The sequence below is a fragment of the Stenotrophomonas sp. C3(2023) genome, from assembly GCF_032911385.1.
Taxonomy (GTDB): Bacteria; Pseudomonadota; Gammaproteobacteria; order Xanthomonadales; family Xanthomonadaceae; genus Stenotrophomonas.
In genome coordinates this window covers 1,500,799-1,520,308 of sequence record NZ_JAWJLO010000001.1, presented here as the reverse complement: position 1 = coordinate 1,520,308, position 19,510 = coordinate 1,500,799, and the positions used below count along the sequence as shown (strand labels likewise).

At 66.9% G+C, this 19,510-nt stretch carries 13 protein-coding genes; 2 read left to right on the top strand and 11 right to left on the bottom strand.

Annotation, left to right across the window (positions count from 1 at the left end; genetic code table 11):
* Positions 1 to 56: 56 nt before the first annotated feature.
* The gene (locus RZA67_RS06605) at positions 57 to 1,118 is read right to left on the bottom strand and encodes a linear amide C-N hydrolase (protein WP_317211900.1); all 1,062 of its coding nucleotides are present in this window, start codon (positions 1,116 to 1,118) and stop codon (positions 57 to 59) included.
* 143 nt (positions 1,119 to 1,261) lie between these two features.
* Positions 1,262 to 2,047 (bottom strand): SGNH/GDSL hydrolase family protein, encoded by a 786-nt coding sequence (locus RZA67_RS06600; RefSeq protein WP_317211899.1) that lies wholly within the window; start codon positions 2,045 to 2,047, stop codon positions 1,262 to 1,264.
* 170 nt (positions 2,048 to 2,217) lie between these two features.
* Here RZA67_RS06600 and RZA67_RS06595 point away from each other — a divergent pair, with 170 nt between their 5' ends.
* Positions 2,218 to 4,419 (top strand): hypothetical protein, encoded by a 2,202-nt coding sequence (locus RZA67_RS06595; protein ID WP_317211898.1) that lies wholly within the window; start codon positions 2,218 to 2,220, stop codon positions 4,417 to 4,419.
* A 154-nt stretch (positions 4,420 to 4,573) separates the two neighbouring features.
* Here the strand turns inward: RZA67_RS06595 and RZA67_RS06590 are convergent, their stop codons facing one another.
* The 7 genes from RZA67_RS06590 to ligA all read right to left on the bottom strand — a co-directional run bounded on the left by RZA67_RS06590 (position 4,574) and on the right by ligA (position 14,012).
* A complete protein-coding gene (locus RZA67_RS06590; RefSeq protein WP_317211897.1) occupies positions 4,574 to 5,023 on the bottom strand; it encodes a transposase in 450 nt (149 codons plus the stop codon).
* Between the two features lie 204 nt (positions 5,024 to 5,227).
* Complete coding sequence (gene gyrA / locus RZA67_RS06585; protein ID WP_317211896.1) at positions 5,228 to 7,936, bottom strand: DNA gyrase subunit A; 2,709 nt, start codon at positions 7,934 to 7,936, stop codon at positions 5,228 to 5,230.
* A gap of 223 nt (positions 7,937 to 8,159) precedes the next feature.
* A complete protein-coding gene (mtnA, locus tag RZA67_RS06580; RefSeq protein ID WP_317211895.1) occupies positions 8,160 to 9,224 on the bottom strand; it encodes an S-methyl-5-thioribose-1-phosphate isomerase in 1,065 nt (354 codons plus the stop codon).
* 20 nt (positions 9,225 to 9,244) lie between these two features.
* A complete protein-coding gene (locus RZA67_RS06575; protein ID WP_317213927.1) occupies positions 9,245 to 9,898 on the bottom strand; it encodes a DUF3011 domain-containing protein in 654 nt (217 codons plus the stop codon).
* 167 nt (positions 9,899 to 10,065) lie between these two features.
* The gene (epmA, locus tag RZA67_RS06570) at positions 10,066 to 11,022 is read right to left on the bottom strand and encodes an EF-P lysine aminoacylase EpmA (RefSeq protein WP_317211894.1); all 957 of its coding nucleotides are present in this window, start codon (positions 11,020 to 11,022) and stop codon (positions 10,066 to 10,068) included.
* Positions 11,019 to 11,504, bottom strand: a complete 486-nt coding sequence (locus RZA67_RS06565) for a GNAT family N-acetyltransferase (RefSeq protein WP_317211893.1) — start codon at positions 11,502 to 11,504, stop codon at positions 11,019 to 11,021. Before RZA67_RS06565 ends, epmA begins: the two co-directional genes overlap by 4 nt.
* A gap of 51 nt (positions 11,505 to 11,555) precedes the next feature.
* Entirely contained in the window at positions 11,556 to 14,012 is a 2,457-nt protein-coding gene (gene ligA / locus RZA67_RS06560) for an NAD-dependent DNA ligase LigA (RefSeq protein WP_317211892.1), read from the bottom strand.
* 207 nt (positions 14,013 to 14,219) lie between these two features.
* Here ligA and RZA67_RS06555 point away from each other — a divergent pair, with 207 nt between their 5' ends.
* The gene (locus RZA67_RS06555) at positions 14,220 to 14,669 is read left to right on the top strand and encodes a transposase (protein ID WP_317211891.1); all 450 of its coding nucleotides are present in this window, start codon (positions 14,220 to 14,222) and stop codon (positions 14,667 to 14,669) included.
* Positions 14,670 to 15,030: 361 nt separating this feature from the next.
* On the opposite strand, the gene zipA is transcribed toward RZA67_RS06555, so the two are convergent.
* Positions 15,031 to 15,777 (bottom strand): cell division protein ZipA, encoded by a 747-nt coding sequence (gene zipA / locus RZA67_RS06550; RefSeq protein ID WP_317211890.1) that lies wholly within the window; start codon positions 15,775 to 15,777, stop codon positions 15,031 to 15,033.
* 105 nt (positions 15,778 to 15,882) lie between these two features.
* Positions 15,883 to 19,386, bottom strand: coding sequence for a chromosome segregation protein SMC (gene smc / locus RZA67_RS06545; protein WP_317211889.1), 3,504 nt, complete (start codon positions 19,384 to 19,386; stop codon positions 15,883 to 15,885).
* Positions 19,387 to 19,510: the final 124 nt, after the last annotated feature.

Genomic DNA, 19,510 nt, shown 5'->3' with positions numbered 1-19,510 from the left:
CTGTCCAGCTCCCTTGCAATCGAACACCAGCATAACCGCCCCAGCGGGCGGCTGCATCAGCGCGTGGTGCCCAGAAACGCGAACGGCTGGCTTGCAACGAAACTGGCCAGCGCGTTGCCCGAATAGGTGTTGCGCTGGTCACGGCCCAGATCCAGCTTCAGCACCTTGCCGGTGTCGGCGGCAAAATCGACCTGGTTGAGATCAACCCAGAACGTATTGGGCGTCAGCGCCGACTCGAAGAAGTACAGCCTGCGCTTGTGGTCAGCCACCGTGCGCCAGCGCGTGGAGGAGATGTTCGGTTCGCCCTCGGTGGTGATGCCAAACGGCACCGACACGTTGCGGATGACGCTGAACACACTGGCCAGCGCCACCACCGGGTCTTCGCTTTTCGGGATGGCATTGACGTAGAAGCTGGCACGCGCGAAGCGATCGGCCGAGCGGTTGGTGCCCGGCAGCATCGTGGTCCCACCGATCTGCTGCCAATAGGTATTCAGTGCCAGCTGCTGATCGAAGGTGGGCGAGTTGGTCATCACCTGGTAACGGCGGTCATGGTGGATGACCTGCCGGCCGTCGATGTACTCGATGATGGCGCTGTCACCGCTGGCATCGGACAGAGACAGATGCAACGTGGCGAGCCGGGATTCGCCGGGCAGTTTGTCGGTCACCAGCGCATAGGGCTCGGCGCGCAGCGCCGTCACTGCTTCGTCGACGGTGGCGAAGTTGTCCAGCACGTACTGCGCCCACAACGAAATGGCCAGGCCGGGCTTGCGCCTGTCCGCTGCCGGGTACTGCGACTCGACCAGCCACAGCAGATTGGCGGCCAGCCCGCGCTCGTTCATGCCGTCGGTAGAGGAAATATCGTAACCGCTGGCAATCACGCTGCCGTATTTGGAAGTCCAGCGCAGGGAGTTCGTGCCGACCTCGCCATTGCGGGCCATGCCCCGGGGGAAGATCCACAGGTTGGTGGCGATGTCGCTTTTCCAGTCCATCGAGCGCGCGGTGATGACATCGCCGTCGTGGCCCGAATAGACCAGGCGGGTGCAGGCGTCGGCCTGCGGTGACATCAGTGCGGCAATCGCCAGCGCGGTCAACGCGGTTTGCTTTGCGAGCAGACCCATGGGCTACATCCTCTGTAGAGACACCGGTTCAACACCTGTTGTCCGACCTGCCAGCGCGATGCGCTGCCAGGCGCTGCAGCTGTACTGCGACGCGCCGACGGTAACACAGCCGGCGCTCGCCCTGCCCGCCGCGCGGCGGCACATCAGCGGGGGCGCAGTGCCTGCCTCAGTCCCGCTTCGGCCAGCGGTGCCATCAGCGCATAGCCGCTGGCGGTAGGGTGCACGCCGTCAGCGGCCAACGCGGCATCCAGACCGCCCTGCGCGTTGCGCATCGCGGCGTGGTAGTCGACGTAGGTGAGGCCCTCGGCGTCGGCATACTGCTGCAGCATCGCGTTGAGATCGACCACGGTCTGGGCGGGCGCAATGCCCGGCTGCCAGGGATAGTCGCTGACCGGCAACACCGAGCACAGCACGACCGCGATGCCGTGGGCACGGGCCAGGTCGGCCATCGACTGCAGATTGGCCGCGATCTGCGCCGGGGTCACCGCGCCGGTATTGCCGGCGATGTCGTTGGTGCCGGCCAGAATGACCACCGCAGCGGGTTTCAGGTCGATCACATCCTGGCGGAAGCGCACCAGCATCTGCGCGGTTGTCTGCCCGGAAATGCCGCGGTTGAGGTAGCCCTTGCCGGGGAAGAATGCGCTGCTGTCATGCTCGCCCCAGCCCTGGGTAATCGAGTCGCCGAAGAACACCACGCGCTGCTCACCCGGACCGACCTGCGGCAGGGCCGCATTGGCCTGCTGGTAAAAACCGAGCTGACCATAATCGGCTGCCAGCCCCTGCAGCTGCTTCACCTGGGCCGGCTCCAATGCCTCCGGTGTGCGCGTGAGCAGCGGGTTGCTTGCCGGGGGCGCAGCGGCGACGGTGCCGGCCAGCGCCAGCGAGATGCCGAGTGCGAGGGCGCGAGCCGGCACGGTACGGTGAGACATGGAAAGCTCCACGGTCATGTATTGGACGGTCCAGCTTAGCTGCTCAGCGCGGGTTGCACACGGGCGGGACGTCATGCCTGGGCGGCTGCACAGGATATGGCCAGCCTTCACGCCCCCGCGCCGTCACGCTGACGATAGTGTGTATATCTTCGTCGTCGACCTCCTCGCCCATGCCCCGGTTTTCCCTGCGTGGCTTCCCGCCCGCCCGACTGCGGGCCCGTGTACGCACCTGGCCGCGGCCGCTGCGCTGGACCGTGGTGGCGCTGCTGGCGCTCTACCTGCTGTATCTGCTGGCGGGCAACATCTTCCTCAATACGCCATTGTTCGACATGGCGACCAACCGCAAGCCGGAGAAATTCCAGCTGCGCACGGGCCCTGCTATCACCCTGGTGCCTGGTCACGCGGTGGTGTGGAACGTGCATGTGCGTGTGCATGCCGGCAACACGCTGATGATCTACAGCGCAGAGCGCGCGAGCGCACGGCTGTCACTGCCGGCACTGCTGCGCCGGGAGCTGCGCATTCCCCGCACCGATGCCTATGGCGCGCGCGCCGTGATCAAGCGGGTGGACCAGCGTATCGAGCCGCCACCGCAGAGCACCGAAGGGTGGACGGTACGGATGGACGAGATCCACAGCGACAGCGTCCGCAGCGGCGAGTTCGGCAAGCTGCTGGTGACCGGACCGGCCAGCGCGACGGTCGGCTTCGTCAAACAGATCCGCGGCGGCCCTTCCGAACTGCTGCCGTCCCAGGCGCACTTCCAGCATGCGCGCATCAGCTGGGATGGCACCACGCTGCTGGATGAGGCGGACCTGCAGGCCAGTGCCCGTTACCCGCGACATTTCCGCGACCAGGCACCGGGTATCGCCAAGCTGGAACTGCTCACAGCGACGTTGAAGATCGACGGCCGCAGCCAGGCGCTGCGCATCGATACCAGTGGCGACCAGGCCTCGGTGGCCACCGTGCCCTCCACGGCCCGCCTGCAGGCAGATCTGGCGATGGACCATGGCGCGCTGCGGCCGGGCAGCGCGCTGACCTGGCGCCTGCCCTTGCAGGCCGGCGACGATGCGCCGGCGCAGGGCCTGTTGGCGGTGCAGATGAATGTCGCCGAGGACATCCGGCTGCAGGCACGCCTGCCCGGTCGAAACGCCGATGCCAACCGGGTGCAAGCGGACCTGCGCGTGGCTGGCCGGGAGATTCCGTTCACGGCGCTGTCCGAACTGCTGCCGCGTACCTCAGGTCAGGTGCAGGCGGCCTGGCACTTCGATTCACTGAACTGGATCAGCGATCTGATCGTTCGCAAGCCCTGGTTTGCGCTGCAAGGGGGTGGCCAGGTGCAGGCTGATGTACGCCTGGAACGCGGCCAGCTGATGCCCGGCAGCAGCGCGCGGATTCCCCGCGTTGCCGCCGTCGCCGAAGTGGCGCAGGTGCGCATGCAGGGCGATGCGCAGGCGTCTGGACGGATCATCGAAGGGCGCACGCCGCAGGTGCAGCTGGATGTGGACATCGCCCGCTTCCAGGCCGCGCCGCACGATGCGCCGCGTCAGATCCTGTTTGACGGCAAGGATCTAGCCCTGCGCTTCCGTGGTGATGCGCGCCTGCAGCAGCTCAAGGAAGGCGGTGAGGTCAGCTTGCGTTTCCGCGATGCGCGCGTGCCGGACCTGGCCCGTTACAACCGTTATCTGGGCAATGCGCAGGTACAGCTGCTGGGAGGCACCGGCCTGCTGAGCGGTGATATGGCACTGGACACCTCGGGGGCGGTGGCCAACGGCCGCGCCGACCTGCGCGGACAAGGCGCCCGCCTGGAGGTCGCCGGGCTGCCCGTCAGGGCGGACGCGCGGCTGCAGGCACGGCTGGCGCGGGCCGACTTCGAGCAGAAGCAGTTTGATCTGGCAGGCACGACGTTGCGGCTGCAGGACGTGCAGGTGGGTGATGGAGACGATGCGGGCTGGTGGGGTGAGGTCGATATCCGCAGCGGTCAGCTCTCGGCCGCCGCCCCGCTGCACGCCAGTGCGCAGGCCGACATCCGCCTGCGGGACGCGGGCCCGGTGCTCGATGTGTTCGGCGAGCGCAGCAAGGCCCCGCGCTGGGTGCTGGGCCTGATCGACTCCGGCGAGGTGGCCGCCACCGGCCAGCTGCGATGGCAGCAGCAGGGACAGCTGCAGATCGATGACCTGCAGGCAGAGAACGACCGTCTTTCGCTGCGCGGCAGGCTGGACCTGGGCAAGGCTGGTCGACGGGGCGACCTGTATCTGCGCTGGGGTGTGCTGGGTGCCGGTATCGAGCTGGACGGCAACCAGCGCCATTGGCACCTTGCTGGCGCCCGCGACTGGTACGACGCCCAGCCCCGGATCATCCCGCAACGGAACGAGTAGCGCCGGGCTCTGCCCGGCTGAAGGCGCCGCGATGTCTCCTGCCGGGCAGAGCCCGGCACTACAGGCTGAAGGCGCCGCGATGTCTCCTGCCGGGCAGAGCCCGGCACTACGGGCTGAAGGCGCCGCGATGTCTCCTGCCGGGCAGAGCCCGGCACTACGGGGTCCAACGGCACCAGAGGTAGGGGTAATCGTTCAACGCGCTGACCAGGCCCGCGCGAACAGGGTTGTTCACAATGTAGAGCGCCTGTTGGCGCCACTGTCGTTCGTCACGCTGCAACTGGTCGTAATAGCCTGCCTGCCAGAACGCGCCGTGTAAGCCGCATCGCTGATTGATCGCTTTGGCGGTGCGTGATTTCACGGTACGCACGGCCTGCTCCAAGGCACCGGTTCTGAGGGTGAACATCCAGTGCAGGTGGTCAGGCATGATTACCCACGCGTGTGTCCGGGTCAGGTCTTGGGTATCGGCGTGTGCGATCCAGTGCTGCAGTTCCGTCGCTGCGCGAGGATCTGCCAGATGGCGGTGGCGTTTGTGCGTAACGGTGGTTACCACGTAGCAGCAACCGATGGACGAAAAGCGTCCGCGCTGGAGTGCAGGGCTTGCCATGGGGCGAGCGTGGCATGCAGCGATGCATTTCGATAGCAGGGCACCGATGATTACGGTGTGGGAAGCCGACGTAGAGCCGGGCTCTGCCCGGCTGAAGGGCCTGCGATGCGTCCTGCCGGGCAGAGCCCGGCACTACGGGCCTGGCAACGGACAACGCCGGCACGGGGCCGGCGTTGTCCTGGAACGTAACGGGCAGGAACCTGCTTAATCCTGCGGCGTCTCACCTGCCGGCTCGACGGCTGCATCGGTCACCGGCCCGGCGACAGCCGCCGTTTCGTCGTCGTCGGCAACGATCGAAGCATCCATCCGCTCCACCGCCTGCAGCTTTTCGTCCTTGGACAGGCGGATCAGGGTGACGCCCTGGGTGTTGCGACCCACACGGCTGATTTCCGAACCGCGGGTGCGCACCAGGGTGCCACCGTCGGAGATCAGCAGCACTTCGTCGCTGGATCCCATGAGCACGGCCGACACCAGCTTGCCATTGCGCTCGCTGGTCTGGATGCCGATCACACCCTGGGTGCCACGCCCCTTGCGCGGGTAGTCCGGCAGCGGCGTACGCTTGCCATAGCCGTTCTCGGTAGCGGTGAGGATGTACTGCACGCTGGCATCGTCGGCGCCGTCGATCACTCCATCACCTGCGGCGACGGCGTCCTCGATACCGTTGTCGTCCTCGTTCTCGTCCTCGCTGCCGCCGGCGCTCTCTGCCACGATCAGGCTCACCACCTCCTCGCCCGGCGGCATCCTGATGCCGCGCACGCCGGTGGCGGTACGGCCCATCGAGCGCACCTTGTCTTCGCCAAAGCGCACGGTCTTGCCGTTGGAGGCAAACAACAGGATGTCACGCTCGCCGTCGGTCAGGCCGACGCCGACCAGCGCGTCACCCTCATCAAGATTGATGGCGATCTTGCCGCGCGCGAGGCGGAATGCAAACTCGCTGAGCGGGGTTTTCTTCACCGTGCCGTTGCGGGTGGCGAAGAACACGAACTGGCCCTCGGCATATTCGCGTACCGGCAACACCGCCTGTACGCGCTCGCCGGGTTCAAGCGGAATCCAGTTGATGATCGGTCGGCCACGGGCATTGGAACCGGCCTCGGGCAACTGGTAGACCGGCAGCCAGAACACCTTGCCCGAACTGGTGAAGGTCAGCAGCGTGTCGTGCGTGTTGACCAGCCACAACTGCTCGATGAAATCCTCTTCCTTGGTCGCTGCCGCGCTGCGGCCACGGCCACCACGGCGCTGCGCGCGATACACGCTCACCGGCTGGCGCTTGACGTAGCCAGCGTGCGATACGGTGACCACCACGTCTTCCGGGGCGATCAGATCGAGAATGTCCAGATCTTCTTCGCTGTGGCGGATTTCGGTACGACGCTCGTCGCCGAACTCGGCCTTGACGCTGATCAGTTCCTCGCGGATCACCTGCAGCAGGCGGTCGGGATCTTCCAGGATGTGGATCAGCCCGGCAATGACTTCCAGCAGCTGCTTGTATTCGTCGGTCAGGCGGTCCTGTTCCAGCCCGGTCAGGCGGTGCAGGCGCATTTCCAGGATCTGCGTGGCCTGGATCTCGGTCAGCTGGTAGCCGCCCTCGATCAGGCCAACCCCCTTGGGCAGGTCTTCCGGGCGCGATGCTTCGGCACCGGCCGCGCCCAGCATCGAGCCGACCAGACCCGGTTCCCACAGCCGGCCGAGCATGCGCTCGCGGGCTTCGTTGGGGTTGGACGAGGTCTTGATCAGCTCGATCATCTCGTCGATGTTGGCCAGCGCGACGGTCAGACCTTCCAGCACATGGGCGCGGGCGCGCGCCTTGCGCAGCTCGAACACGGTGCGGCGGGTGACCACTTCGCGGCGGTGGCGCACGAACGCCTCAAGCATCTGCTTGAGGTTCATCAACTGCGGACGGCCATCGACCAGCGCCACCATGTTGATGCCGAACACCGACTCCATCTGCGTCTGCTGGTAAAGGTTGTTGAGCACAACCTCGGCCGACTCGCCGCGCTTGATTTCGATGTAGATGCGCATGCCGTCCTTGTCGGACTCATCGCGCAGCTCGCTGATGCCTTCGATCTTCTTTTCCTTGACCAGCTCGGCGATCTTCTCGATCAGCCGCGCCTTGTTCACCTGGTAAGGAATCTCGGTGACGATGATCGACTCGCGGCCATTGTCGGCCACTTCCACATCCGCCTTGGCCCGGATACGCACGCGGCCACGGCCGGTGCGGTAGCCGGCGATGATGCCGGCGGTGCCGTTGATGATGCCGGCGGTCGGGAAGTCCGGACCGGGGATGTACTCCATCAGCCCGTCCACGTCGATCTGCGGATTGTCGATCAGTGCGATGCACGCGTTGATCGACTCACTCAGATTGTGCGGCGGAATGTTGGTGGCCATGCCCACCGCGATACCGGCCGAGCCATTGACCAGAAGGTTCGGGAACCGCGTCGGCATGACCGTCGGCTCCAGCTCCTTCTCATCGTAGTTGGGCTGGAAATCGACGGTTTCCTTGTCGATGTCGGCCATCAGCTCATGCGTCAGGCGCGACATGCGCGCCTCGGTGTAACGCATCGCCGCGGCCGAGTCGCCGTCGATCGAACCGAAGTTGCCCTGCCCGTCCACCAGCATGTAGCGCAGCGAGAACGGCTGCGCCATGCGCACCAGCGTGTCGTACACCGACTGATCGCCATGCGGATGGTACTTACCGATGACGTCACCGACGATACGCGCCGACTTGAAGTAAGGCTTGTTGCTGTGCGCGTTCAGTTCGTTCATCGCGTACAGCACGCGGCGATGCACCGGCTTGAGGCCGTCGCGCGCGTCTGGCAGGGCGCGGCCCACGATCACGCTCATGGCGTAATCGAGGTAGCTCTTGCGCATCTCGTCTTCCAGGTTGACCTGGATGATTTCCTTGGCGGTTTCTGCCATTCGGGTTCCGTTGTCTGGTAGCGGTCCAGTCCGTCGCGCCAGCCGGTTCAGGGAGGCCGCGACGGAATCTCGATTAACCGCTGGAGTTTACCACACGGGGGCGTTTTCCGCTCATGCCGGCAGGCTTTTTACTGGCGCAAATCAGGCACTTAGGCTGCCGTCAGGCTGTTTTGTGGCCGATACCGGGCGACGCCCGGCATCGGCACGTGCCGATGGCCCCGGATCAGGCGCCGAAGGCGGCGCGCATGCTGTCCACGGTCGGGCTGAGGATCACCCCGCGCTCGGTCACGATCGCATCGATCAGCTCGCCGGGGGTGACGTCGAACACCGGGTTCCAGGCCGCGATGCCCTCGGCCACCGTGCGCGTCCCGCCCACGCCATGCAGTTCACCCGGGTCGCGCTGCTCGATCTCGATCTGCTGGCCGTCGGCGGTGTCCATGTCCACCGTGGAGGACGGCGCCACCACCATGAAGCGAACGCCATGATGACGGGCGGCGATGGCCAGCTGATAGGTGCCTATCTTGTTGGCGGTGTCCCCGTTGGCGCAGATCCGGTCGGCGCCGACGATCACCCATTGCACCGCGCCGGTCTTCATCAGGTGCGCTGCCGCGGAGTCGGCGATCAAGGTGGCATCGATGCCGTCCTGCTGCAGCTCCCACACCGTCAACCGCGCGCCCTGCAGCCACGGCCGGGTCTCACCGGCAAACACCCTGGCAATGCGCTGCTGGGCCATGCCAGCGCGGATCACGCCCAGCGCGGTGCCAAACCCTGCGGTGGCCAGTGACCCGGTGTTGCAATGGGTCAGCACGCCGCTGCCGGCTTCGATCAGCCCAGCACCCAGCGCGCCCATGTGGCGGTTGGCCGCCAGGTCTTCCTCGGCGATGGCCTGCGCCTGCGCCTCAAGACGCTGCTGCCAGTCTGCACCGGCGTCGGCCAGCACTCCACGCATGCGGGCCAACGCCCAGGCCAGATTGACCGCGGTCGGCCGCGAAGCGTTCAGGCGCTGCAGCGCCGGTTCGAGCTGTGCCAACGCCTGCGCACCGTCGTCTGCCTGCACCTGACGGCCGGCCAGCACCACGCCCCAGGCGGCGGCAATGCCGATGGCGGGCGCACCACGCACGGTCAGTGCATGGATGGCCGCTGCCACATCGTCGCTGCTGCTGCAGCTGACATGCTCGACAACGAACGGCAGCTTGCGCTGGTCCAGCAGCTGCAGATCAGTGCCGGTCCACAGGATCGGGCGGATGTGGTCGTAACGGGCGTAATCGAGGGTATCGGTAGCGTTCATGGCCCCATTGTAAGGCCGGCTCAGTTCACCGAGAAATCCGCGCGGCAACCGTTGTCCACCCAGACCCCGAAGCGGTCCCAGCCCCAGCCGCTGCCTTCCACGCACGCGCTCCCCGAACGCTGCTTCAGCAGCGTAGCGCCCTGGGTGATGGTTGCGCCGCAGAAGCGCCGGCGGCGATCCTTCGAATCGCATGACAGGCGGCGCGGCACGTCGACGAAGCCACTGCCGTCGGCAGCGGCCACCTCGAACTCGCCCTGGCAGCCGCGCGTGGTCCAGATCTCATTGCGCCGGTAACCCCAGGTCTGCTCCTGGCGGCATGGCATCACGCCGGTCTGCCGAAGCAGGCGCACCTCGGCGCCGTCCAGCCGCACCGGGCAGCTCTGCGGGCGGCCATTGGATTCGCAGCGCACCACGCGCCGCACCAGACGGGCTTTTGCAGACTCGGGCGGCGCGCTGCGTACACGGAATTCGGCACGGCAGCCCAGGCTGACCCAGATGCCGGTGCGATCGGTGCCCCACTGGCTGCCGCGCACGCACGAGGCTTCAGACAGCTGCCGTACCAGCTCCACGCCACGGGTGACATCAACCTCACAGTGATTCCACTCCAGCCCCCTGGACTGACAGCGCACCACGTCCGCGGCGTAGGCATCGTCGTCCTGCGCAGCCGCGGGCACGGCCAGCGCTGCCCAAAGCAACAGGGCCCCCGCACCCGGCACCCAGCCTGCCACCACCTTGTTCAAGGACAACCCCACCCGCTACCTGGACGCTCGGCACCAGCATGTGGCACCGGACGTGATAAGAGCATCATCGTCAGTACGAGCGCAAGCGCGGGGTGCGTCGTTCAGGAACAGGCGAATTCGAACGCCAGCACGTCGGCGATGCGGCCGGTATGGTTCATCGCCATCAGCAGTCGGTCCACGCCCACGGCCACGCCGGCACATGCCGGCAGCTGCGGCAACGCCTGCAGCAGCGCTTCGTCGATCGGCGGCAAAACCTGCCCGCGCGCGCGCCGCCGTTGAAGGTCATGCGCGAAACGCGCGCGCTGCTCGGCCGCATCGTTGAGCTCGTGGTAGCCGTTGGCCAGCTCCACCGCGCCCAGATACAGCTCGAAGCGCTCGGCCAGCGGCGGCTCGCCCGGGCGCACGCGTGCCAGCGCCGCCTGACTTGCCGGCCAGTCGTGCACCACGGTCATCACCGCCGTATCAAACTGCGGCTGGATGTGATGGGTCATCAGCAGATCCAGCCAGTCATCACGGCCCAGGCCCTCCCCGTCAACCACGCCCTCGCCCAGCGCCTGCTGCAGCGCCGGCAACGAGGCAGCGAATGGATCGATTCCGAGATGGCGCTGGTAAAGACTGCGGTAGTCGATGATGTCCAGCGTGGCTGTCCGGCCCACCAGCGCCAGTGCCTGCTGGACCAGCGCTGCGGTTTCCTCGATCAGCCGGTGGTGGTCCCAGCCGACCCGGTACCACTCCAGCATCGTGAACTCGGGGTTGTGGCGGCCGCCCGCCTCGCCATTGCGGAACACCCGGCCCAGTTCGTAGCAATCACCGACACCGGCGGCCAGCAGACGCTTGAGCGCGTGTTCCGGCGAGGTCCGCAGCCAGCGCAACGGCTCGCCGCCATCGCGGTGGCCGCTGAAGCGGGTCTGGAAGCTGTCGATGTTCGGCTCGGTGTTGCCGGCCGCCGACAGGATCGGGGTCTCCACTTCAAGCACGGCCCGTTCGCTGAAAAACGCGCGGATCAGTGCATTGAGCTGGGCCCGCTGGCGCAGCGCGTCGTGCAGTTCCGCAGTCACGACGCCGGCCTGCCCTGCGCGTGGTCCAGTGGCAGGGTCAGCAGGCTGCGGGTGTCATCGACGTAGCCGGTGGCCAGATAAAGACGGCGTGCCAGCGCGTTGTGATGGTTCACCTCCAGCCGCAGCCGACTCACGCCGCGGCCGCGCGCGCGCTGCTCGATCAGGGCCAGAGCCTGTTTGCCGCGCCCCCGCCCGCGCCCTTCCGGGGTCAGGTACAGCTCGTCGAGCAGCACGAAATGGCCGCCCTGCTCCAGACTGAAGCCCATCGCGATCACGGCATAGCCGATCACCTGGCCATCCGGGTCCAGCCACAGCAGGGCCTCGCCATTGCGTGGGTCGGCCAGCAGCGCATCAACGCCGCGCTGCACCCGAGCCGGGTCGAACTCGATCTGATCTTCGCTGTAGAAGTCGCGCATCAGCGTGAGCAGCAACAATTGGTCAGCCACGGTGGCAACGCGGAAATCCAGCGGTATATTCTGCATCGGCAGTCCTCAAGGTCGTTCCAACGCCGGGCGCGCCGCCCGACGGTTCATTCAGTCGTTGTCGGCAAGAAACTGCAGCAGGCGTGCTTCATCCCACACTTCCACGCCCAGCGCCTGCGCCTTGTCGAGCTTGGAGCCGGCCTCGGCACCGGCCACCACGAACGAGGTCTTCTTCGATACGCTGCCAGCCACTTTGGCGCCCAGCGCCTCCAGCTTCTCCTTGGCCACATCGCGGGTCAGGGCGGTCAGTGTGCCGGTGAGCACCACGGTCTGCCCTTCGAGCACGCCGCCGACCTGCTCGGCCTGTGCCGGCGCCTGCGCCAGCAGGGTTCGCATCGCGTCTTCGCTGGCCAGCAGCAGCGCGCCATGGTGATCCTGCTCCAACCAGTGCGCCAGCCCGCGCGCGGTGTCGTCGGGCAGACCCGCATTGACGAACTGGCCATGTTCGGCGTCGAGCAGATCCTGCGCGCTGGGCAGCGCTGCGGCCAGCTTTTCCGCACGCAGGCGGGTGATGCCGGGAATCTCGGCGTCCACCAGCAGCTGCGCCCGGTCCAGGCCCTGCCGCAGCTTCGCGCTGGGCGCATGCTCGTCGCCGATCCGGATCTGGGCCATCAACGCGTCGATGGCCTGCTGGTTGCCCGGTTGCTCGAAGAAGTGCCCCAGCGAGCGCGCCACTTCGCCCCCGATGTCCGGTACTCGCTTGAACAGCGGCCACGGCAGGCGACGGATCAACGCCAGGCTGCCAAACCACTGCGCCAGCGCTTTGGCCGTGCTTTCACCGACGTGCTCGATGCCGAGCGCGAACAGCACCCGCTCCAGGCGTGCCTCACGGCTGCTGTCGATCGCCGCGATCAGGTTGTCGGCCCAGCGCGTGGCGATCTTCTTTGTATTCCATGCAAAGCGCACCGGCTGCGCCAGCGCCGCTGCGCGCCAGCCGGCCTCGTTGGCGTCCAGCGCCAGCACGCGGTTGAGCACGATGCCGCTGCCTTCCGGCGGCAGGTGCGGGCCATAGCTGCCGGCCAGCGCCGACGGATCTGCTGCATCCAGTACCAGCTTGAGCTGCAGCAGCGTGTCGCGGCTGAGGGTGTACAGGTCCGCCACGCCACGCACGATGCCGGCCTCGACCAGGGTCTCGATGTACTTTCCGCCCAGTCCGTCGATATCCATGGCGCGGCGCGAAGCGAAGTGCGCAATGGCTTCCTTGCGCTGCGCCGGGCAGCTCAGTTCCCCCGAGCAGCGCCATACCGCAGCGCCCTCTTCGCGCACGATCTCGGCACCGCACACAGGGCACTGGGTAGGCATCTGCCACGGCGTGGTGCCTTGCGGACGCCGCTCGGCGATGACGCTGACCACCTCGGGAATGACATCACCGGCCCGGCGCACGATCACCGCATCGCCCACGCGCACGTCCAGGCGCTGGATCTGGTCGGCGTTGTGCAGGGTCGCGTTGGAGACGATCACTCCGGCCACCGCGACCGGTGCAAGCCGCGCCACCGGGGTGGCCGCACCGGTGCGACCGATCTGGATCTCGATGGCCTCGACCGTGGTGCTTTGTTCCTGCGCGGGGAACTTGTGCGCGATGGCCCAGCGCGGGGCGCGTGCCACAAAGCCCATGGCCTGCTGCCCCGCGCGATCGTCCAGTTTGTAGACCACCCCGTCGATGTCAAAGGCCAGGCCATCGCGGCGCTCGCCGATGTCACGGTAGTAAGCCAGCAACCCGGTCACGTCCTGCACGACCTGGCACAGGTCACTTACCGGGAAGCCCCACTGGCGAAGCTGCGCCAGGGTAGCCGAATGGGTGTCGGGCAGCGTGCCGCCCTCCACCTGCCCGGTACCGTAGGCGAAGAAGCTCAAGCGGCGCTGCGCGCTGATTTTCGGATCGAGCTGGCGCAGCGAGCCGGCCGCGCCATTGCGCGGGTTCGCCAGCACCTTGCCGCCCTGCAGGCGGGCACGCTCGTTGTAGGCCTCGAAATCGGCGCGCGCCATGTAGACCTCACCACGTACCTCCAGCACCGCCGGCCAGCCGCTGCCGGCCAGCTGGTCCGGAATATCGGCAATCTGACGAAGGTTGGCGCTCACATCTTCGCCGGTGCTGCCGTCACCGCGCGTGGCACCGAGCACGAAACGGCCCTGCTCGTAACGCAGGCTGATGGCCAGACCGTCGAGCTTGGGCTCGGCCGAGAACGCCAGCGTGGCCCGGCCCAGACGCTCATCGATGCGACGGACGAAGTCTGCCACTTCTTCATCACTGAATGCGTTGCCCAGCGACAGCATGGGCACGGCATGGACCACCTCGGCAAAGCGCGAGGACGGCCGGCCGCCGACCGTCACGGTCGGCGATGCCGCACTGGCGAGCTCGGGGTGAGCCTGTTCCAGCGCTTCCAGCTCCCGCATCAGCACGTCGTAGTCAGCGTCCGGGATCAGCAGCTCATCGCGCTCGTTGTAGGCTTGGCTGGCCTGCGTGAGCTGGCGGCGCAGCGCCTCGATGCGGTCGGCGGGGGTGGTCATGCAGATCCGATGGTTCGTGGACAGACCGGGATTCTAGCGCCGATGGCGCCAGGGTAGAGCGGGGCTGTGTCCCGCTGCCGTCTGCGCGCAGTCAGACAGGATTGCCGAGCATCGGACCATGCCCTGGTCTGCAACGCGCCGTATTCCTGCACGTTGCTCGGCTTGCGGCGGACAGGAAAAGGCACAGACCGCAAGCACGCTGTTCCCATGTCCAGCTCGCGACTCGCTCGTGGCCGGTTGTCAGCTTGCGGCCAGATCTATGCGATCACCACGGTGGTAGCAGGACGAACGCCCCTGCTGGCTGAACTCATGAACGCAAAGGTCGTCGTTCAATGTATCGATGAGGCTGAACGTGATGGCGCCGTCCTGAATCTGGCCTGGGTGGTGATGCCGGACCATCTCCATTGGCTGTTCCGCCTGGACCGTGGCGACCTCGCCGGATGCGTGGGGCGCCTGAAGTCGCGCAGCGGCCGGATGATCCATCAGAGCATGAATGTACAGGGTGCGTTCTGGCAGGCGGGATACTTCGACCACGCGTTGCGCGACGATGACAGCGTGCGTCGGCACGCGCGTTACATCGCGGCTAATCCACTGCGGGCAGGACTCTGCCGCCATGTTGGAGAGTATCGCTTCGGATGGTGCAGGTGGCCGCTTTAGGCCTCTGGCGTCAGCGCGTCGCGGATTACGGTGAAGGCGGTGACGGGCGTGGCCCGTCACTACCGGCGTTGGTGCGGTGACGGGCATGGCCCGTCACTACCGGCGTTGGTGCGGTGACGGGCATGGCCCGTCACTACCGGTGTTGGTGCGGTGACGGGCATGGTCCGTCACTACCGGTGTTGGTGCGGTGACGGGCATGGTCCGTCATTACCGGCGTTGGTGCGATGACGGGCATGGCCCGTCACTACCGGCGTTGGTGCGGTGACGGGCATGGTCCGTCATTACCGGTGTTGGTGCGATGACGGGCGTGGCCCGTCATTACCGGCGTTGGTGCGGTGACGGGCATGGCCTGTGATTACCTTTACCAGCGCGGGGGCTTGGTCAGCGGCGGGGCCTGGTGCTGGCGGTCGTAGGCGCGCAGCTCGTCACGGATGTGGGCAATACGTTGGCGGCCGAGCGCGTTGCGGCCATCGTCCAACACCACGCCATCAAGCAGTTCACCCATGCGCTGCACGGTGGGCAGCATCTTTTCCCAGGCATCCAGCGCGGTCAGCGGCGCCGGCAGGGTCAGGAAGAAGGCGATGGCTGGCGTCTCCAGCTCGCGGATGGTCGCCATGTCGAAGCTGCCCGGCTTGATGATGCTGGCCATCGAGAAGATCGGCCCGCGCTCGGGGTGGCCCTCCACCAGTCGGTGGAACACGTTCATGTGGCCAAAGACCAGGCCGGTCTTTTCGGCGGCCACCACGATGTCTTCGCCGCGCAGCGTTTCGCCGGCCCGCGCGGCCACGAACAACGAGACGATCTTGTCGAAATCCTGCGTGGTGCGCTTGCCCAGGTCGCTGCCCGCAGCGGCCTCGGTGCCTTCCAGCGCCGGATCTCCCTGCTCCGCTGCCTCGGCGCTGGCTGCAGCGCCGTCGGCCTCGCCCGCAGCGGGACCTTCACCAGCCAGCACCGGCTCACGGCGGGCATCCTTGCCAGCGGCGGGGGCCTGGTCGTCGAGCCGACGACCTTGGGCTTTCTTCTTCGGACGGCCAAACAGGAAGATCGCGGCGATCAACAGCAGGCCGGCGGTCATGATGCCGATGCGCAGGAGTGCGGTTTCGGTCATTTGAGGGTGTCTCCGGCTAAATTCGTTCAGTTAAGGATGGCATGTTGTCGCATGTCTTGCACAGTCAGACAGTGAAGACATCACCCTCGGGCCAGGCGCCACCGGTCAGGCAGCGCCTGCCAGCCGTGCCGCCTCTTCCAGATCCACACTGACCAGACGGCTGACGCCCGGCTCGCGCATGGTCACTCCCGACAGCTGGTGGGCCGCCTCCATCGTTGCCTTGTTGTGGCTGACGAACAGGAACTGCACCTTTTCGCTCATCTCCTTGACCATGTTGGCCAGACGACCGACGTTGGCTTCGTCCAGGGGCGCGTCGACCTCGTCGAGCAGGCAGAACGGGGCCGGGTTGAGCTGGAAGATCGCAAACACCAGCGCCACGGCGGTCATCGCCTTTTCGCCACCAGAGAGCAGCGAGATGCTCGATACGCGCTTGCCTGGTGGCCGCGCCATGATGGTGACGCCCGTGTCCAGCAGGTCCTCACCGGTGAGCTCAAGGTAAGCGTGGCCGCCGCCGAACAGGCGCGGGTACAGCGACTGCACGCCTGCGTTGACGCGGTCGAAGGTGTCCTTGAAGCGGCCGCGGGTTTCGCGGTCGATCTTGCGGATGGCGTCCTCGAGGGTTTCCAGCGCGGTGGTCAGGTCGACGAACTGGGATTCGAGATAATCCGAGCGCTGCGAGGCCTCGCCATACTCATGGATCGCCGCCAGGTTGACCGGCTCCAGACGCCGCATGCGTGCATCGATCTGCTGCACGCCCTGCTCCCAGTCGCCCAGCCGGGCGTCGGCGGGCAGTTCAGCCACCACCTCCTGCAGCACGAAACCCGCCTTTTCCACCGCAGCAGCCAGGGTTTCGGCACTGAGCACCAGCGCCTGCTGGTCCAGTCGCCGCTGCGAAATCCGCTCGCGCTGGGCAAGCGCCTGTTCGTCACGTTTATGCCGGGTCTGCTCCAGCTCGCGCAGCTCCGCGTCGATACCATCAAGCAGTGAACGCGCCTGCGACAGCACGCCATCGGCACGCACCCGCGCCTCCAGTGCCTGCTGGTGCTCAGCCTGCAGACCCTCTACCGGCGAGTGGCCATCGTCGAGCTGGGCATGCAGCTCGCCCAGACGCGAGTCCAGCTGGCTACGCTGGCTGCTCATGCGCTCCAGCGCCTGGCTGAGCGAAGCGATCTGGGCGCGCTGCGACTCCAGCGTCAGCGCCAGCGAATGGGCGCTTTCGCGTACCCCGCGGGCGGCGTCCCGTGCACGATCACGCGCCTCGGTGAGCTGGCGACGTTCGTTTTCCAGCGCTGCACGTACCGACTCGAGGTCGCCCATGCTGCTTACTGCGTCTTCCAGCCGGGCGCGCGCTTCACTGGCCGCCTCGGCATTGACGTCCAGCGCTTCCTGCAGCTGCGCCAGCTCGCCTTCAATCCGGTCAATGCGGGTGCGCGCGGCTTCAACCCTGCCTTGTTGGCTCTGAAGCTGGCCCGCCAGCTCCGATGCGCTGCGGTGCGCCTGGTACAGGGCGCGCTGCACGTCTTCGCGCTGCTGCTCAGCGGCCCGCAGCTGGTCGCGGCTCTCGGCCAGCGATGCTTCCAGTTCGTTGTCGCGTGCCTGCAGGGTGTCCAGCTCCTCGCGCAGGGCAACAATCTCGCGCTCACGCAGCAGCGCGCCCTGCTTGGCCGCGCCGGAGCGCGACATCCGCACCCAGCCCTGTCCGAGCCGGTCACCGTTGCGGGTGATGACCGAGTCGCCGTTTTCCAGCCCGGCCTGCAGCTGGCGTGCAGCATCCAGGTCTTCGGCGGCGTGCAGGCGCGCCAGCAGGCGGCGGATCGCCACCGGCCCCTGCACCTTGGCAGCCAATGAGGTGGACGCTACCTGCAGGGCGTCTTCGCTGTCGGCGACCAGCGCGATGCGCCCCTCACCCAGCTCGGCCAGCGCTTCGACCAGCTGCTCGGGCGCCTGCACCAGCACACCCTCGATCAGCTGGCCCAGCGCCGCTTCCACGGCATTTTCCCAGCCCGGCTCGACCACCAGGCGTTCGCCCACGCGCGCGGCCGAATCCAGCCCACGGGCCTGCAGCCACGCCACCGCAGCCCCCTGCTCCTGACCCAGCGCGGCCTGCTGCAGCGTTTCCAGCGAGGCCAGCCGTCCCCGCACGCCATTGGCCTGCTTGCGCAGCTCGGCCAGCTCGGCCTGGCTGCCCCGCTGGCGTTCCTGCACGTCAGCGACCTCCTGCTTGCGCAGCTCGACCTGCTCGCTGAGTTCATCCAGCGCGCTCTTGTGCGTTTCCTGCTGCAGGTGCAGGTCTTCGAAGGCCTGCTCCAGCGCTTCGACATCGAGCCCGGAAAGCTCCGACCGCAGCGACTGCCGTCGGCGGTCGGCGTCCAGTACCTGCTTGTCCAGATAATCCACGCGGGTGCGCTCGACCTCGCCGGTGCGCGAGGCCTCCGAACTCTGCCGGTTGTGCTGTTCCCAGCGCGCCTGCCAATCGGCCAGCCGTGCCTCGGCCTCGCGCAGAGCGTCCTGCTTGATCTCGTTTTCTTCCTGCAGCTGTTCCAGCTGCGGCGTGGCCGTTTCCACAGCTTCCCGCAGCACCCCCAGCCGCGCTTCGTCGCCACTGATGTGCTGGCCCAGCTCGGCCAGCGCCTGCTGGGTTTCGTCCCGGGCCTTGTGCAGGCGCTGGGACAGCTCACGCTGATGCTGGATCTGCTGTTCAAGCCGGGCCAGCGTGCTGCCGACCTGGTAGACCTCGGCCTGCGCGGCATTGAGCGCTTCGGCTGACGCTTCACGGCGCACCCGGGAGGTTTCGATGCGCGCTTCGGCGTCGCGCTGTTCGGCAATCAGCTGCTGCAGACGGGTCTCTTCCTGCGCCAACCCCTCGCGCAACGCGCCCAGGCGGCTGTCCAGCCCGCGATACTCCAGCGCCTTCCACTGCGCGTCCTTGATCCGGCGCTCTTCCTGCAGCGCCTGGTACTGCTCGGCCTGGCGGGCCTGGCGCTTGAGGTGCTCCAGCTGCTTGCCGATTTCATCGCGCAGGTCGTTGAGCCGGTCCAGATTCTCGCGGGTGTGGCGGATGCGCGTCTCGGTTTCCTTGCGCCGTTCCTTGTACTTGGAGATGCCGGCGGCCTCTTCCAGATAGACGCGCAGATCCTCGGGACGGGCCTCGATGATCTGGCTGATCATCCCCTGCTCGATGATCGAGTAGCTGCGCGGCCCCAGGCCGGTCCCCAGGAACAGGTCGGTGATGTCGCGGCGACGGCACTTGGTGCCATTGAGGTAGTAGTTGCTGCTGCCGTCGCGGCTGACCGTGCGCTTGACCGAGATCTCGTTGAACGAGGCGTACTCGCCGGAGATGGTGTGGTCCGTGTTGTCGAAGATCAGCTCGACGGTCGCCTGCGAGACCGGCTTGCGCGCCGAGGAACCGGAGAAGATCACGTCGGTGAGCGAATCACCCCGCAGGCGGCTGGCGGAACTTTCGCCCATCACCCAGCGCACGGCGTCGATGATGTTCGACTTGCCGCAGCCGTTGGGCCCGACCACACCGGTCATGTTGGTGGGCAGGTGCAGGGTGGTCGGGTCGACGAAGGACTTGAAGCCGGACAGCTTGATGGTGGAAAGACGCATAGGGTTTCCGGGTCGGGGCCGCCGGGCGGCCTGCTTTCACCCCCAGGCCCTTGATCCCACAGGGATCAGACACGGCGGGACAGGGGTCACGCCCCGAGTATACCGGGGCCCGGCGCTTCTACCC